14 protein-coding genes are annotated in these 15313 nt (G+C 68.2%); 5 read left to right on the plus strand and 9 right to left on the minus strand.

The window, feature by feature from the left end; translation table 11 throughout:
* Window positions 1-180: 180 nt before the first annotated feature.
* Window positions 181-1035, minus strand: coding sequence for an outer membrane protein (locus HJG44_RS19060; RefSeq protein WP_171219899.1), 855 nt, complete (start codon window positions 1033-1035; stop codon window positions 181-183).
* A 252-nt stretch (window positions 1036-1287) separates the two neighbouring features.
* Here HJG44_RS19060 and HJG44_RS19065 point away from each other — a divergent pair, with 252 nt between their 5' ends.
* Both HJG44_RS19065 and HJG44_RS19070 read left to right on the plus strand, forming a co-directional pair.
* On the plus strand, window positions 1288-1428 hold the full coding sequence (locus HJG44_RS19065; protein WP_171219900.1) for a hypothetical protein: 141 nt from the start codon (window positions 1288-1290) through the stop codon (window positions 1426-1428).
* Window positions 1429-1476: 48 nt separating this feature from the next.
* A complete protein-coding gene (locus HJG44_RS19070; protein ID WP_171219901.1) occupies window positions 1477-1941 on the plus strand; it encodes a YidH family protein in 465 nt (154 codons plus the stop codon).
* Here HJG44_RS19070 and glmM read toward each other — a convergent pair whose 3' ends face one another.
* Window positions 1942-3279 carry a phosphoglucosamine mutase gene (gene glmM / locus HJG44_RS19075; protein ID WP_171219902.1) on the minus strand — a complete coding sequence of 446 codons (1338 nt, stop codon included), beginning with the start codon at window positions 3277-3279 and terminating at the stop codon, window positions 1942-1944.
* Between the two features lie 176 nt (window positions 3280-3455).
* On the opposite strand from glmM, the gene HJG44_RS19080 reads away from it, so the two are divergent.
* A complete protein-coding gene (locus HJG44_RS19080; protein ID WP_171220004.1) occupies window positions 3456-4244 on the plus strand; it encodes a 3-hydroxybutyrate dehydrogenase in 789 nt (262 codons plus the stop codon).
* Window positions 4241-5302: a patatin-like phospholipase family protein gene (locus HJG44_RS19085; protein ID WP_171219903.1), complete on the plus strand. Its 1062-nt coding sequence runs from the start codon at window positions 4241-4243 to the stop codon at window positions 5300-5302. The genes HJG44_RS19080 and HJG44_RS19085 overlap by 4 nt, the downstream gene beginning before the upstream one ends.
* Here the strand turns inward: HJG44_RS19085 and HJG44_RS19090 are convergent.
* Complete coding sequence (locus HJG44_RS19090) at window positions 5293-5511, minus strand: hypothetical protein (RefSeq protein ID WP_171219904.1); 219 nt, start codon at window positions 5509-5511, stop codon at window positions 5293-5295. The two genes, HJG44_RS19085 and HJG44_RS19090, sit on opposite strands and share 10 nt — an antisense overlap.
* A gap of 198 nt (window positions 5512-5709) precedes the next feature.
* Here HJG44_RS19090 and HJG44_RS19095 point away from each other — a divergent pair, with 198 nt between their 5' ends.
* A complete protein-coding gene (locus HJG44_RS19095) occupies window positions 5710-6435 on the plus strand; it encodes an extensin family protein (RefSeq protein ID WP_171219905.1) in 726 nt (241 codons plus the stop codon).
* Between the two features lie 185 nt (window positions 6436-6620).
* On the opposite strand, the gene HJG44_RS19100 is transcribed toward HJG44_RS19095, so the two are convergent.
* The 6 genes from HJG44_RS19100 to treS form a co-directional block, all read right to left on the minus strand.
* Window positions 6621-8045, minus strand: coding sequence for an MFS transporter (locus tag HJG44_RS19100; RefSeq protein ID WP_171219906.1), 1425 nt, complete (start codon window positions 8043-8045; stop codon window positions 6621-6623).
* Window positions 8046-8459: a type II toxin-antitoxin system VapC family toxin gene (locus HJG44_RS19105; RefSeq protein WP_171219907.1), complete on the minus strand. Its 414-nt coding sequence runs from the start codon at window positions 8457-8459 to the stop codon at window positions 8046-8048.
* Window positions 8460-8463: 4 nt separating this feature from the next.
* Window positions 8464-8877, minus strand: a complete 414-nt coding sequence (locus HJG44_RS19110; RefSeq protein WP_171219908.1) for a DUF7662 domain-containing protein — start codon at window positions 8875-8877, stop codon at window positions 8464-8466.
* Between the two features lie 70 nt (window positions 8878-8947).
* The gene (locus HJG44_RS19115) at window positions 8948-9760 is read right to left on the minus strand and encodes an SDR family oxidoreductase (protein ID WP_171219909.1); all 813 of its coding nucleotides are present in this window, start codon (window positions 9758-9760) and stop codon (window positions 8948-8950) included.
* 2 nt (window positions 9761-9762) lie between these two features.
* Window positions 9763-12039: a 1,4-alpha-glucan branching protein GlgB gene (gene glgB, locus HJG44_RS19120; RefSeq protein WP_171219910.1), complete on the minus strand. Its 2277-nt coding sequence runs from the start codon at window positions 12037-12039 to the stop codon at window positions 9763-9765.
* Window positions 12039-15290, minus strand: a complete 3252-nt coding sequence (treS, locus tag HJG44_RS19125; protein WP_171219911.1) for a maltose alpha-D-glucosyltransferase — start codon at window positions 15288-15290, stop codon at window positions 12039-12041. The genes glgB and treS overlap by 1 nt, the downstream gene beginning before the upstream one ends.
* Window positions 15291-15313 lie beyond the last annotated feature (23 nt).

Below are 15313 nucleotides of genomic sequence, written 5' to 3' on the forward strand. Positions count from 1 at the left end.
GCGGCCTCTCCTCAGCGGGATCCGAACCGGCCGGATTCGCCGCGAGCGCAAGCGGGGCTATTCAAGGCCCCGACGCAGAGCCGCCATATAGCGGCAGGGTTTCGGGAGCGCAACCGCAAAGGATCCCGAAAATGCAGACGGCGCGGGCCGGAGCCCGCGCCGCTCAGCGTGCGAACCCGCTCAGTACTTGCGGATGAGGGGGGGATGCTCGTAGGCCGGGGCGTCCGCGAAGAGATAGCGGAAGCCGACCTTGAAGTCGTGCGAATCGATGTCGTGGAACCGGGTCGGCGGCGTGGTGGTCCCGTCGTAGCCGACGATGATCCCGGAACGGGCGTCGCCCAGATTCAGGTAGCGATAGGCGAACTCGATCGAGAAGTTCGGGGACACCGCATAGGCCACGCCGGCATGGACGGCCCAGGCGAAGTTGGTCTCGGCATGGTCGCGTGCCGTTGCCAGCCCGAGCCCGACCGGCGCGCCGGGCGGAACGGTGGGGACGAAGCTGACGCCGACATCCCGATAGTCGTGCAGCGTGTTGTGCGCGAAGCCGACGCCGGCGCCGATGAACGGCGTGAAGCCGTACCAGGTACCGAGATCGAAGTAGACGTTGGCGAGCCCGACCCATTCGGACTTGCTGGTGGTCGTCTGGTTCGTGCCGAAGAAGATGCCGGGCGTCGAGACGCTGTCGTAGCCGTGATAGTTCGAGCGGCCGCGATACTCTCCGGTCACGTCGAAGCGCAGCCAGTCGTTGAACTTGTAGCCGACGCCCACGCCCCCGAACGGGGCGGCGTCGAAGCCCTTCTGGGTGGTGGTGAGCGTCGTTCCGGGGGCGATCACCGGATTGGAGATCCGGTCGACGCTCTGGTTGCTGAAGCCGATATCGCCGCGCAGGTACCAGCCGCCCGCGAAGGGCGCAGGAGCCTCGAACGGCTCGGGCATCGGAGGAGGCGGAAGAAGATCGGCCGCTTGCGCCGTCATGGATGACGCCGCAACCGCCAGAAATCCCGCCACGGAGGCGTAGAGTTTCAAGCTGCCCATGACAGGGTCCCTTCGTTCTTGGCGGCCATTGGAGGGACCGCGCGAGGTGAACGGGGCCAACTTGTCAGGGACGAGTTAAAGCCGACTTAACCTTAAAAGTTTGCCTTGCTGCTTCGTTACCGGCCGTGCGTGCGGGGAAAATCTTCGATCGCGCGTACCCGCCGCCTAGGATCGAACGCTGTCTCGCGACGGCCAAGTTCAAACAGGCGTCATCCCGCTCGGCTTACCTACCCGGACGTGGGTGAGGTTCCGATGTCCATAGAACCGAACGATGCTCCGCTGCGCCCGGACGAGATGCCGGAAGGCGGATCGAGGCTGAGCCGGCTGATGATCGTGTCTGCGGTCGTCACCGGAACCTTCCTGGTCTACATGGTGATAAGCGCGGTGATCTGACACGGAGCGCCCGAACCACCGCGCTCCCGGCACGTTGCAAGACCACGCTTGCGCCGACGGCATGAGTCCGGATCCGCACGACACGGTCGAAGACAGTGCCGGCAGACGGAGCAGGCTGCGCAGCAGACCGAAGCTGCGGCTCGGCAGACGAAGGACAGCGCCGACAGGCGGACAGAACTGGCGGCGGACCGGACCGTCTTCGCCGCGGAGCGCACCTATGCGGCCTGGGTCAGGACCGGACTTGCGGCCCTTGCGAGCGGCATCGGCGCCAAGAAAGTGCTGGGCGGCGTCGTTCCCGAGCCGGTGATCCTCGCCACCGGATCCGTCCTCGTCCTGTTCAGCGCGTTCTGCTTCGTGGCCGGCGTATGGCGGCAGCTCTTCACCGGCGCGCCGCCGCCCAACCCCGACGTCAGCCGCCTGCCGCCCGCGATCCTGGTCGCCGTAAACGGCTTCCTGGCGCTGGTCGCGCTCGCGGCGCCGCTCGGCGTCTGGTTCGGCCGTACCGGAGGCTGATCAAGCCGCCCGGGAGAGCGCGTCCACGACCTCGTCCACGACCTCCGTCACGAGGGCGCGATCGTCTCCCTCCCCCATGACGCGGATGACCGGCTCGGTCCCCGACGGGCGGATCACGAGGCGGCCCGTTCCCCCGAGCCGCTGCTTGGCCGCCTCGATGACGGTGGTGACGGCCTCGCTCTTGAGCGGCTGGCCGCCCTTCGTCCGAACGTTCTTGAGGATCTGCGGCAGCGGCTCGAAGCAGTGGCAGACCTCGGATACGGGCTTGTCCAGCCGCGTGACCACGGAGAGGAGCTGAAGCGCCGCGATCAGGCCGTCGCCCGTCGTCATGTAGTCCGACAGGATGATGTGGCCCGACTGCTCGCCGCCCAGGTTGTAGCCGTGCTCGCGCATCTGCTCGAGGACGTAGCGGTCGCCGACGGCCGTCCGGACGAGGCTGAGCCCGAGCCCTTCCAGATAGCGCTCGAGGCCCAGGTTGGACATGATCGTCGCCACGACGCCGGGCTTCGCGAGCCGGCCGTCCTCGCGCCAGCTCTTGGCGATCACGGCCATGAGCTGGTCACCGTCGACGATCTGTCCCTTCTCGTCGATGACGAGCACGCGGTCGGCATCGCCGTCGAGTGCGATCCCGACATCCGCCCTGAGCTCCCGCACCTTCCGGACCAGCGCGTCCGGGGCGGTCGAGCCGACATCCCGGTTGATGTTGAAGCCGTCCGGCTCGACCCCGATGGCGATGACCTCCGCGCCGAGCTCCCAGAGGGTCTCCGGCGCGACCTTGTAGGCTGCGCCGTTGGCGCAATCGACCACCACCCTCAGGCCCTCCAGATCGAGCTGGCGCGGGAGCGTGCGCTTGGCGAACTCGATATAGCGCGCATGCACGCCCTCGATGCGCTTGGCGCGTCCGAGCCGGTCCGATTTCGCCAGGCGGGCGGAGAGGTTGGAATCCATCAGGGCCTCGATCTCGCTCTCCACCTCGTCGGAGAGCTTGAAGCCGTCCGGCCCGAAGATCTTGATGCCGTTGTCCTCGTAGGGATTGTGCGACGCGGAGATCATCACGCCGAGATCGCAGCGCATCGACCGGGTGAGCATCGCGACCGCGGGCGTCGGCATGGGGCCGAGCAGGAGCACGTCGATGCCGACGGAGGTGAATCCGGCCTGGAGGGCCGATTCGATCATGTAGCCGGACAGACGCGTGTCCTTGCCGATCACGACGCGGTGCCGGTAGTCGCCGCGCCGGAACATCAGCCCGGCCGCCTGCCCGACCTTGAGGGCCAGCTCGGGCGTGATCACGCCGTTCGCGCGCCCCCGCACGCCGTCGGTCCCGAAATACTTGCGCAAGATCCGCTCCCCCGTCGGAAAGCCCCTCGCCCGCCGGAATGGCGACAATCGGGCAGCCTCGCCGAGGCTAGCCGGGAGGGATTGAGGGATCGTGAGTCCGAGTAGAAGGAGCGGCGCCCCCGCAGGTGACATCCGGCCGAGCGATGCATAGGTGTGCGGCGCACAATGAGGAGGTGATCATGGCGCTCAAGGGCAAGTCGGCCGTCATCACGGGCTCGACGAGCGGAATCGGGCTCGCCTATGCGCGCGCCTTCGCCAGAGAGGGAGCCGACGTTCTCCTCAACGGCTTCGGCGAGGCTGATGCGATCGAGAGGGAGCGGTCGGGGATCGAGCGGGATTTCGGCGTGAAGGCCGTGTACTCGCCCGCTGACATGACGCGGCCGGCCGAGATCGAGGCCATGATCCGGCAGGCGGAGGCGGAGCTCGGCGGGGTCGACATCCTGGTCAACAATGCCGGGATCCAGCACGTCTCCCCGATCGAGGAATTCCCCATCGAGAAGTGGGACCAGATCATCGCGATCAACCTCTCCTCGGCCTTCCACACGATCCGGGCGGCGGTGCCGGGCATGAAGCGGCGCGGCTGGGGCCGCATCATCCAGACGGCCTCCGCCCATTCCCTCGTCGCGTCTCCCTTCAAGTCGGCCTATGTCAGCGCGAAGCACGCGATCGCGGGGCTGACGAAGACGGTCGCGCTGGAGCTCGCGACCCACAAGATCACCGTGAACTGCATCTCGCCGGGCTATGTCTGGACGCCGCTCGTCGAGAAGCAGATCCCGGACACCATGAAGGCGCGCGCGATGACCAAGGAGCAGGTCATCAACGACGTGATCCTGAGCGCCCAGCCCACCAAGCAGTTCGTCACCGCCGAGCAGGTCGCGGCGCTCGCGGTGTTCCTCTGCTCGGAGGAGGCGGCGCAGATCACGGGCGCCAACCTCTCCATCGACGGCGGCTGGACGGCGGCATGACGGGCCGGCCCGGGCCGTCCGGCCCCATCCTCGGCCTTGCCGGACCGCGGGCCGAGAAGACGGTCTCCCTCGCGCTGCAGGGCGGCGGCGCCCACGGCGCCTTCACCTGGGGCGTGCTCGACCGGCTGATCGAGGACGGGCGCCTCGCCTTCGAGGCCATCACGGGTGCGTCCGCCGGCTCGATGAACGCCGTCGTCATGGCCGACGGCTGGCAGGATGGCGGGCCGGACGGAGCCCGCACGAAGCTCGAGACCTTCTGGCGCAAGGTCAGCCTCGACGGCAACCTGGAGGATCCGCAGCGGCGGATCTTCGACCGGGTGATCGCCTTCTGGTCGATTGCCGGCGGCGTCCAGAACCCCTGGCTCAACCTCTGGAACGGCGCGATCTCGCCCTACCTGGCCAATCCGCTCGACATCAATCCGCTCCGCAAGGTGCTCGAGGAACTGGTCGATTTCGAGCGCCTGAGATCGGCCGAGGTGAAGCTCTTCGTGGCCGCGACCTCGGTCTGGACCGGCAAGATCCGGGTCTTCGAAACCCCGGAGCTCGCGGCCGACCACGTCATGGCGTCGGCCTGCCTGCCCACCCTCTTCCGGGCGGTCGAGATCGACGGCGAGCCGTTCTGGGACGGGGGCTATTCCGGAAATCCGCCGCTCTTCCCCATCTTTTACGCCGCCCATTGCGACGACCTGCTCCTGGTCCAGATCAACCCGATCGAGCGCCGCCAGACGCCTCAGACCGCGGCCGAGATCCAGAACCGGCTGACGGAGATCAACTTCAATGCGGGGCTGCTGCGCGAGCTTCGCGTGATCGACTTCGTCACCCGGCTGATCGACGAGGGCAAGCTCTCCCAGAACGAGTACAAGCGGGTGCTGATGCACCGTATCGACGGAGACGGCTTCCTCGACTGGTTCGCGGCGTCGAGCCGGCTGAATCCGGACTGGGACATGTTCCTGCGCCTGCGCGATCTCGGCCGGGAGGCGGCGTCCGGCTGGCTGGAGCGGGGCTATGAATCAATCGGGCGCGAAAGCACGCTCGACCTGAGGGCGGCCTACTCCTGAGCCTCGCGCCGGCGATAGCCGAGGTGGACCGGGCCCTCGCTCAGGCGCCAGAGGTCCGGATGATCCGGGTCCGAGCGGAGCGTTACGGTAAGCTCGTGCTCCCGGACCACGCAGGCATGGCACGCATAGCCGTAATGCTCCCGGTCATCCCGGGTCATGGGCAGCGAGCAGGTCAGGCAGAGGAGACGGCGGGTCCGGGGCTTCGGCATGGCGGCACCCTAACCGGGCCTCCCGACCGGAGAAGGATCCCCCGGAGATGTCCCCAGCCGATCGGGCGCGGCAGACGGCCGCGCGTGATACAAGGCGCGATGGCGACGCAACCGGCGGTCTCTAAACGGCGACGCGGAGCAGATGCGAAGCGAAGGCCCGCGCGCTTCGGATGGCTGCATGCCACATTCGCGCTCACGATGCTCACCGGCATCGCCCCGGCGCGTGCCGCACCGCTTCCGCCGGACCGTCCCGCCGAGTTCGGCCGCGGCGGCGCGACGCCCCCATCCCCGCCCTCGCCTCCGGTGCCCGGCCGCCCCGCCCCGCCCGCCCCTACGGTCACGCCGGCCCCCATCCCGGCCGATCCCGGCTGCCTCGACGCGCTCCGGGCAGGCGGCGGGATTGCGGAGCCCGCGCCACAGCCGGACGGGAGCGATCCGGCCTGCCAGGTGGAGCTGCCGGTCAGGCTGAGCGGCGTCGTTCCCGCCAGCGGCGGCGAGCCCGTCTCCCTCCCGGACGGGCCTGTCCTCGCCTGCGGCTTCGCCCGGCCGCTCGCCGAGTGGATTTCCCGGGTCGCGGCCCCGCTGCTCGGGACGGCGCGGGGGCGCCGGCTCAAGGCCGTGCGGACGGGTCCGGGCTTTCAGTGCCGGCCGCGCAACCGCCAGGCGGGAGAGAAGCCCAGCGCGCATGGACGCGGGCTCGCCATCGACATCGCCGCCTTCGCCTTTGCCGAAGGCCCTGATCTCCCGGTCGCGCCGGCAGGCCAGAGCCGGACCGATGCGGAGGCGCTCGCCACGATCCGGCAGGCCGCTTGCGGCTGGTTCACGACGATCCTCGGGCCGGGCTCCGACCCCTTCCACGCCGACCACCTGCATCTCGACACGCAGCTTCACGGATCGAGCGACCGCTACCGGATCTGCCAGTAAGCCCGCATTTTCCGCTGCCGCTGCTCACAATGTGCGCAGGCACACACGACGGGCGCTTGAAGCAATGTGCGCCGCAGCATAGATTTCACCTACGCAATGCAGCGCCTGTGCGCGGCATTGCTGCCCTCCTTGGGCGTTTCCTCCCTAGACTTGGGCCGCGCTCGACGCGGCCCTTTTTCTTTGCGTCATCTTCGGGCGAGCGAGAGCGGCGCTGCGACATCCTCCAGCGCGCGGCGCTCGGCTGCAACGCCCCAGCGCCATTGCACCAGCGCGGCGAACGCCATCAGGGCCGAGCCGAAGAGATAGCCGCCGAAGACGGCATCCCGCGACCCCGTTTCGACGAGCGCGCCGAAGATGACCGGCCCGAGCGCGCCGCCGAGGCCGGTCCCGAGCGCATAGAAGGCGGCGATCGCAAGGGCCCTGATCTCGAGCGGGAAGGTCTCGCCCACCGTCAGATAGGCCGAGCTCGCCGCGGCCGAGGCGAAGAAGAACACGGCCATCCAGGCGAGCGTCTGCCCCGTCGCCGTGAGCATGCCCTGCTGGAACATCCAGCCCGTCACGGCGAGCAGCAATCCCGAGATCAGGTAGGTGCCCGCGATCATCGGGCGGCGGCCGACCGTGTCGAACAGGTGCCCCAGGACGACCGGACCCAGGAAGTTGCCGGCCGCGAAGGGCAGGATGTAGAGCCCGACCTTGTCGGCAGCGATGCCGTAGAAGTCGGTCAGCACCAGTGCATAGGTGAAGAATACCGCGTTGTAGAAGAAGGCCTGCGCGCTCATCAGGGTGAGGCCCACGAGCGCCCGCAGCCGGTGCAGGTGGAAGAGGGTGTGGAACACCTCGCGCAGAGGCGTGTGCGTGCGCGCATGGAGGGCGACCTTGGGGCCCGCATGCGGGGCGAGCCCCTCGGGCGCATGCGTCTCGATATGGCGCACGATGGCCTCTCCTTCGGCCGCACGGCCGTGGGTGACGAGCCAGCGCGGGCTCTCCGGGATGAAGGTGCGCAGGAGGAGGATCGCGAGGCCGAGCAGGGCGCCGATCCCGAAGCAGATCCGCCAGCCGAGATCGGGTGCGAAATGGGTCGGATCGAGCAGCACGATCGAGCCCAGCGCGCCGAGCGCCGCTCCGACCCAGAACGACCCGTTCACGATCAGGTCCGTGCGCCCCCGGTACTTGGCGGGGATGAATTCCTGGATGGTGGAATTGATGGCCGTGTACTCGCCGCCGATCCCCGCCCCCGTCAGGAAGCGGAACAGGCAGAAGCTCCAGAGATTCCAGGAGAAGGCGGTCAGGCCCGTCGCCGCCAGATAGACCGCGAGCGTGATGAAGAAGAGCTTCTTGCGGCCGAGCCGGTCCGTGAGCCACCCGAAGAACAGCGCGCCGAGGACCGCGCCGACCAGATAGGCCGTGCCGGCGATGCCGATATCGGTGTTGCTGAAGCGGAGGGTCGGGCTTTCCTTCAGGGCCCCCGACACCGCGCCAGCCAGCGTCACCTCCAGGCCGTCCAGCACCCAGGTGATGCCGAGCGCGACGATGATGAGCGTGTGGAAGCGGTTCCAGGAAAGCCGGTCGAGCCGCGCGGGGATATCGGTTTCGACCAGCCTAGTGTTCATTCAACATGCCTGCACGCGGACGTGGCCTTCTAGACCATAGGCGAGCAGCAAACGGTCCCGGGTCACCAGGGTTGCATTGAACTCACGCGCTGCCGCCGCGATGATCCTATCCGCGGGATCGTTGGGCGGCCTGCCGGGAAGAACGTGCGAGGCGACGAGAACTCGGGGCTCCAGAGGGGCGACCCGGATCCCGGGCGCCGCAATCAGCCGCTCGAACCAGGTCTGAGGCGGGATATCCAACCGCGGCCGGCCACGGGAGACGAGCAAGGCGACCTCCCAGGCCGTGATGGGTGACACAAGAACCGGCCCGCCCCGATCGACCGTAGCCTCGATTAGGCCAGCGGCCTCCGCCCGCAATCCCGCACCGGCCGCAAGCCAGATCGCCGCGCAGGTGTCGAGCAGAACCGGCGGCATGCGATCAAAGCGTCTTCCTGTCCGCGATCCTTGCCCAATCCGGGTCCGCAGGCTCTGTCAGATCGACACCTTCGACAAGGTGCGTCACCCCTTCCAAACACCCGAAGAGGGGGTGCCGACCCGCGCCGGCAGCCTCAGCGGGAGAACCTGCCGGGAACGCATGAGTCTCTGCCTCGGTGGCGCGCCGGAACAGGAGACGGCGTTCCTCGATATCCACGAGATCGGGAGTAAAGCCGGCTGCGCTCCAGCCCTGGGCGATCTCATTGAATGAGGGACCGTGCCGCCACCAACTCCGCTCGGTCGAAGCCTGCACCGGCAGTTTCTCGCCGATCACACGCTCGAGATCGGCGAAGGACATCACGATCTCGGACGCGTGCTGTGCCGCAAGGAACTCAGCAAGGCGCGTGTACTTGCCCATCTCTTCGGCTCGGCATCCCCTGCCAGGATCGGGAGGCGCCGCCGGAGTGTCAAGGACCATGGCCGGGTCTTCAGCCACCCCCGCGGAACTCCGGATAGAGCGCCATGCCGCCGTCGACGAAGAGGCTGGCCCCCGTGACGTAGTCCGAGTGGTCGGAGGCGAGCCAGACGGCGGCGTTGGCGATGTCCTCCACCTCGCCGATCCGGCCGTAGGGGATCAGGCGGAGCAGGTCTGCCAGCGCCTCCGGCGTCTCCCAGGCCTTCCTGTTGATCGGCGTCCTGATCGCGCCGGGGGCGATGGAATTGATGCGGATCTTCTTCTCCGCATATTCCTGGGCGAGGCTCTGCATCATCAGCATCACGCCGCCCTTGGAGGCCGCGTAGTTCACGTGCCCGGCCCACATGATCCTCTCGTGGACGGAAGACATGCAGACGATCTTGCCCGTCGCCTTGCTGATCTCCGGCTGCGGCCCCCGCCGGAGGAACTCTCGGATCGCGGCCCGGCAGCAGAGAAACTGCCCGGTGAGGTTCACGTCGATGACCTTGCGCCAGTCGTCGAGGGACATTTCGTGCGAGGGCGCATCCCGCTGCAGCCCCGCATTGGCGACCAGGATGTGCAGGGTGCCGAAGCGCTCCCGGGTCCGGCGAAAAAGCTCCTCGACTTCCGCTTCGTCCGACACGTCGGCACGGAGGATGAGCGCCTCCGACCCGGCCCGGCGGACGGCCTCGGCCGTCGCCTCGGCCCCTTCCTCTTCGCCGCGGTAGTTCACGACGACCTTCGCGCCAGCCTCGGCGAGCCCGATCGCGACCGCCTGGCCGATCCCGGACGACGCCCCTGTCACGACGGCGACCTGGCCGGACAGGTCGAGGATCGGCCGTCCCATGCTCAGGCCGCGCGCTCCAGGATCAGCGTCGCGAGCGGCGGCAGCGTGAGGCTCAGGCAATAGGCGTGGCCATGAGCCTCGCATGCTTCCGCCCTGACGCCCCCCTGATTGCCCACGTTGGAGCCGCCGTAGATTGCGGCGTCGGTGTTCACGGCCTCACGGTAGAAGCCCGGATGGGGCACGCCGATCCGGTAGCCCTCGCGGGCGACGGGCGTGAAGTTCGAGACGACCACCGCGACCTTCTCCGGATCCTGCCCGCGGCGGAGCCAGGCGATGACGGAGTTCTCCGCGTCGTCCGCGACGAGCCACTGGAAGCCGCCGGCCTCCGTATCCCGCTCGTGCAGGGCCGGGATGGTCCGGAAGGCGCGGTTGAGGTCGCCGATCAGGTTCTTCACGCCGCGATGATAGCCGTCCTCGAGCAGGTGCCAGTCGAGCGAGGTGTCGTGGTTCCACTCGCGCTCCTGCCCGAACTCGCTCCCCATGAAGAGCAGCTTCTTGCCCGGATGGCCCCACATGAAGCCGTAATAGGCCCGCAGATTCGCGAATTTCTGCCAGCGGTCGCCCGGCATCTTGCCGAGGATCGAGCCTTTGCCGTGCACCACCTCGTCGTGCGAGAGCGGCAGCACGAAGTTCTCGGAGAAGGCGTAGAGCAGGCCGAAGGTCAGGTTGTGGTGGTGGTAGCGCCGGTGCACCGGCTCCTTCGACATGAACAGGAGCGTGTCGTGCATCCAGCCCATGTTCCACTTGAAGCCGAAGCCGAGCCCGCCCGTATAGGTGGGATGCGACACGCCCGGCCATGAGGTGGATTCCTCGGCGATCGTCATGCAGCCCGGATCGGCCGAATAGACCGTCTCGTTCATCCGCCGCAGGAAATCGATCGCGTCCAGGTTCTCGTTGCCGCCGTACTTGTTGGGCACCCATTCGCCGTGCTTGCGCGAATAGTCGAGGTAGAGCATCGACGCGACCGCATCGACCCGCAGGCCGTCGAGGTGGTAGCGCTCGAGCCAGAACCGGGCATTGGCCACCAGGAAGGCCTGCACCTCCTGACGGCCGTAATTGTAGATGTAGGTCCCCCAGTCCTGGTGGTAGCCCTGGCGCGGGTCGGCATGCTCGTAGAGATGCGTGCCGTCGAACAGCCCGAGCCCGTGCGCGTCGTTCGGGAAATGTCCCGGCACCCAGTCGAGGATGATGCCGATCCCGGCCGCGTGCGCGGCCTCCACGAAGGCGACGAAATCCTCCGGCGTGCCGAAACGGCTCGTCGGCGCGAAGAGGGAGACCGGCTGGTAGCCCCAGGAGCCGTCGAACGGGAACTCGGTGATCGGCAGGAGCTCGATATGCGTGAAGCCGAGCTCCTTCACGTAGGGGATCAGCCGCTCGGCCAGCTCCCGGTAGGTCAGGAAGCGGTTTCCCTCCTCCGGCACCCGGGCCCAGGAGCCGAGATGGCACTCGTAGATGCTGATCGGCTTGTGTCGGGGATCGCCCTGGCGCCGCGAGGCCATCCAGTCCGCGTCGCGCCATTCGAAATCCGGCAGTCGCGCCAAGCGCGAGGCCGTGGCGGGCGGCTGCTCGGCCATGAAGGCCACCGGGTCAGCCTTCTCCAGCCGCGAGCCATCGGCGCCGAGGATCTCGAACTTGTAGCGCTCGCCGCCTCCGAGATCCGGGATGAAGAGCTCCCAGACGCCGGCATCATGGCGCAGGCGCATCGGGTGGCGGCGGCCGTCCCACGAGTTGAAGTCGCCCACCACGCTGACCCGGCGGGCATTCGGCGCCCAGACCGCGAAGTGGTAGCCCGGCTGGTCGCCGATCCGGGTCGGATGCGCGCCGAGGAGCCGCGGGACGCACTCCGTGCCGACATCGCGGATGCGCCACATGTCCTCGAAGCCGGGAGTGGGGCCGTAGCTATAGGGGTCGCGTGCCTCCTGCACGGCACCCGGCCACTGGATGCGGAGCTTGTACCAGGGCCGCTCGCGCATCTTGAGCCGGGCGACGAAGAAGCCTGCCGGATCGATCCGGGTCATCGGGACGGGCTCCGGCCGGCCGTCCACCAGGACGGCGACCTCCTGCGCGCCGGGCAGCATGGCGCGGATCTCGTAGCCGTCCCGCACCGGATGGGGCCCGAGCACCGCGAAGGGATTGCCGTGACGCGCCTCGATGATCGCCGCGAGATCGCCCGGGGCGATCCCGAACCCCGCCACCGAGCCCCGCCCGGCGGATGCGGGCCCGGTTCCTGCCGGACCCGCCCCGTTCTCCACGCCGTCTCGCGCCTGCATCTCGGCCATCACGCCGCTCCCTGATCCAGGATGGACAGAACGCCCCGCACGGGCGTCTCGATCCAGTCCGGCCGGTTGTTCGCCTCGTAATTGATCTCGTAGAGCGCCTTCGACAGCAGATAGAGGCGCAGCAGGCGCTTGCGCGACGCCTCGTCCGCGACCCAGACCGCGCTGTCGCCCGCCGCCCGCTCATAGGCCGCCAGATACTCGGTCTCGGTGAGGCGCAGCCATTCGGCCGCGACCTCGGCGATGCGCGAGCTGGCCTCCGGCAGCCGCGCCGCGACGTCGCGCGCAGCCGTGTCCGCCGCATAGGCGAAGGACCGCAGCATGCCGGCCACGTCGCGCAGCGGCGAGGATTTCTGCCGCCGCTCGTCGGCGGGCCGCGCCGGCTCGCCTTCGAAATCGACGATCATCACGTCGTTCTGGACGATGAGCACCTGCCCGAGATGGTAGTCGCCGTGGATGCGGGTCTTTACCGCGCCCTCGGGCTCGACGGCCAGTTCGCGTATGAGGTCGAGGCATTCCTGCTCGCGGGCCCTGAGCGCGGCGACCGCCTCGCCCGACACGGAGCCGCGGGCGAGCGCCGCAAAGGCCCGCTCGGCCTGGGAACGCGCATCCTGGGCCGCGACATCGATATCGGAACGCCGCATCGGCTCGACCGCGAAGGCCGGATCCTCGGTCGGGGTGGCGAGCGCGAGGTGCAGTTCGCCCGTCCTGCGCCCGAGGATCTCGGCATAGCGCAGGTAGGGCGCGAAAATCTCCGCCAGGGGATGCTCGTCGTCCAGGGGCGCGAGCGCCAGGGTGTCGAGCTCGCGGGTGAGCGATTCGAGCGTCATCCGCCAGGCGTCGCCCTGGTTGCGCACGAAGCTCTGCAGGATGCAGAGCGCGGTGGTCTCGCCGTCGGGACCGACATGCTCGACGGAGCCGAGCGTCGGCGGCGTGTTCGCGAAATGCGCGACATCGGTGAGGAAGCGCCCCACTTCCAGCTCGGGATGGATGCCAGGCTGGAGGCGGCGGTAGATCTTCAGCACCATCGCCTCACCGAGCTGGATGGAGGTATTGGACTGCTCGGCCGAGAGCCGCTTCACCTCGCCCGGCGCGATGTCGACACCCTCGGGCATGCGGGAGGTCGCCGAGAAGCGGATCCGCGCGCCCGAGCTCGTCTCGATCTCGTCGCCGCGCCGCATCGCCTCCACGGTCGCGATCGCGAATTCGGGCGAGGACCCCGCCCCATAGGCGAGCCCGACATGCCGGCCGCGCCGGACGCGCGCCACGGCATAGGGCAGGAGCGATTCGTCGTCGGTCCGCTCGTCGACCGCGACGGGGAAGAAGTAGGTCTGCTTCTCTCCGCCACGGAGATGGACCGCGAAGCGCGGCAGGATGAACTCCTCGCGCCCCGCGCGCCCGTTCATCAGCGCGTAGTCGAGCACCTCCGTCCGCTCGATCCGCTGGCCCTTCGCCGCGAACCAGCGCTGGGTGCCGATCATCCGCGGGATGATCGTCCGTTCGATCGCCTCCCGCTCCCGGCCTTGCAGCAGCGAGCTCAGTCCTTCGGTCAGGACGAGGGTGAACAGTTCCGGCTGCGTGGTCGGCCCGTAGCGCGTCTCCTGCCCGGCGGCTGCGGCCTGGAGCTGGAACCAGTAGAAGCCGTAGGCCGGGAGCGTGAGGAGATAGGGCAGCTCGCCGATGCGGGGGAAATCCGTCCCGCCCGTCATCTCGACCGGCGTCGCGCCGTTGAACTCGGACAGGTCGAGCTCGACCGCCTGCGGCGCGCGCGAGACGTTCACCACGCAGAGGATGCGCTCGTCGTCGTGTTCTCGGAGATAGGCGAGGACCTTGCGGTTGGCCGGGTAGAGGAAGCGGAGCGCGCCGCGGCCGAAGGCCTTCGTGGCGCGGCGGATCGCGATCATCCGGCGCGTCCAGTTGTAGAGGCTCGCTGGCGCGCGCGACTGCGCTTCCACGTTCACCGCATCGAAGCCGTAGATCGGGTCCTGGATCGTCGGAAGGTACAATCGGGCCGGATCGCAGCGCGAGAACCCGCCGTTGCGGTCCGGCGACCATTGCATGGGGGTGCGGACGCCGTCCCGGTCGCCGAGATAGATGTTGTCGCCCATCCCGATCTCGTCGCCGTAATACATGACGGGCGTGCCCGGCATCGAGAACAGGAGCGAGTTCAGCAGCTCGATCTTCCTGCGGTCGTTCTCCAGAAGCGGCGCGAGGCGGCGCCGGATGCCGAGATTGATGCGGGCGCGCCGGTCGGCGGCGTAGAAGGTCCAGAGGTAGTCGCGCTCCTTGTCGGTCACCATCTCGAGCGTGAGCTCGTCATGGTTGCGCAGGAAGATCGCCCATTGGCAGCCTTCCGGTATCTCCGGCGTCTGCCGCATGATGTCGGTGATCGGGTGCCGGTCCTCCTGCGCGACCGCCATGTACATGCGCGGCATCAGGGGGAAGTGGAACGAGACGTGGCATTCGTCACCGTTCCCGAAATAGGGCGCGGTCTCCTCCGGCCACTGGTTCGCCTCGGCGAGCAGCATCCGATCGGGATAGCGCTCGTCGAGCGCGCGCCGGATCGCCTTGATGACGGCGTGCGTCTCGGGAAGGTTCTCGCAATTGGTGCCTTCCCGCTCGACCAGATAGGGGATCGCGTCGAGCCTCAGTCCGTCGACCCCCATGTCGAGCCAGTAGCGCATCACGTCGAGCACGGCTTCGAGCACGGCCGGGTTGTCGAAGTTGAGATCCGGCTGGTGCGAGTAGAAGCGGTGCCAGAAATACTGCTTGGCGACCGGATCCCAGGTCCAGTTCGAGGGCTCGGTATCGAGGAAGATGATGCGCGTCCCGGCGTATTTCTGGTCGGTGTCCGACCAGACGTAGAAGTTCCGCTCCGGCGAGCCCGGAGGCGCGCGGCGTGCCGCCTGGAACCATGGATGCTGGTCCGAGGTGTGATTGATGACGAGCTCGGTGATGACCCGGATGCCGCGGGCATGCGCCTCCTGCACGAATTCCTGGAAGTCCTCCATCGTGCCGTAGGACGGGTTGATCCCCCGGTAGTCCTGGATGTCGTAGCCGTCGTCCCGCAGCGGCGAGGGATAGAACGGCATCAGCCAGATCGCCGTGACCCCGAGATCGCGGATGTAGTCGAGCTTGGCGGTCACTCCCCGGAAGTCGCCGATCCCGTCGTCGTTGGAGTCGAAGAAGGACTTGACGTGCACCTGATAGATCAGGGCGTCGCGGTACCATTGCGTGTCGGAGCGGTCGATCATGTCGTTTCAGGCGCGTGGGGAAT

The organism is Enterovirga aerilata (assembly GCF_013044135.1).
In the GTDB taxonomy this organism is placed as follows: Bacteria; Pseudomonadota; Alphaproteobacteria; order Rhizobiales; family Beijerinckiaceae; genus Enterovirga; species Enterovirga aerilata.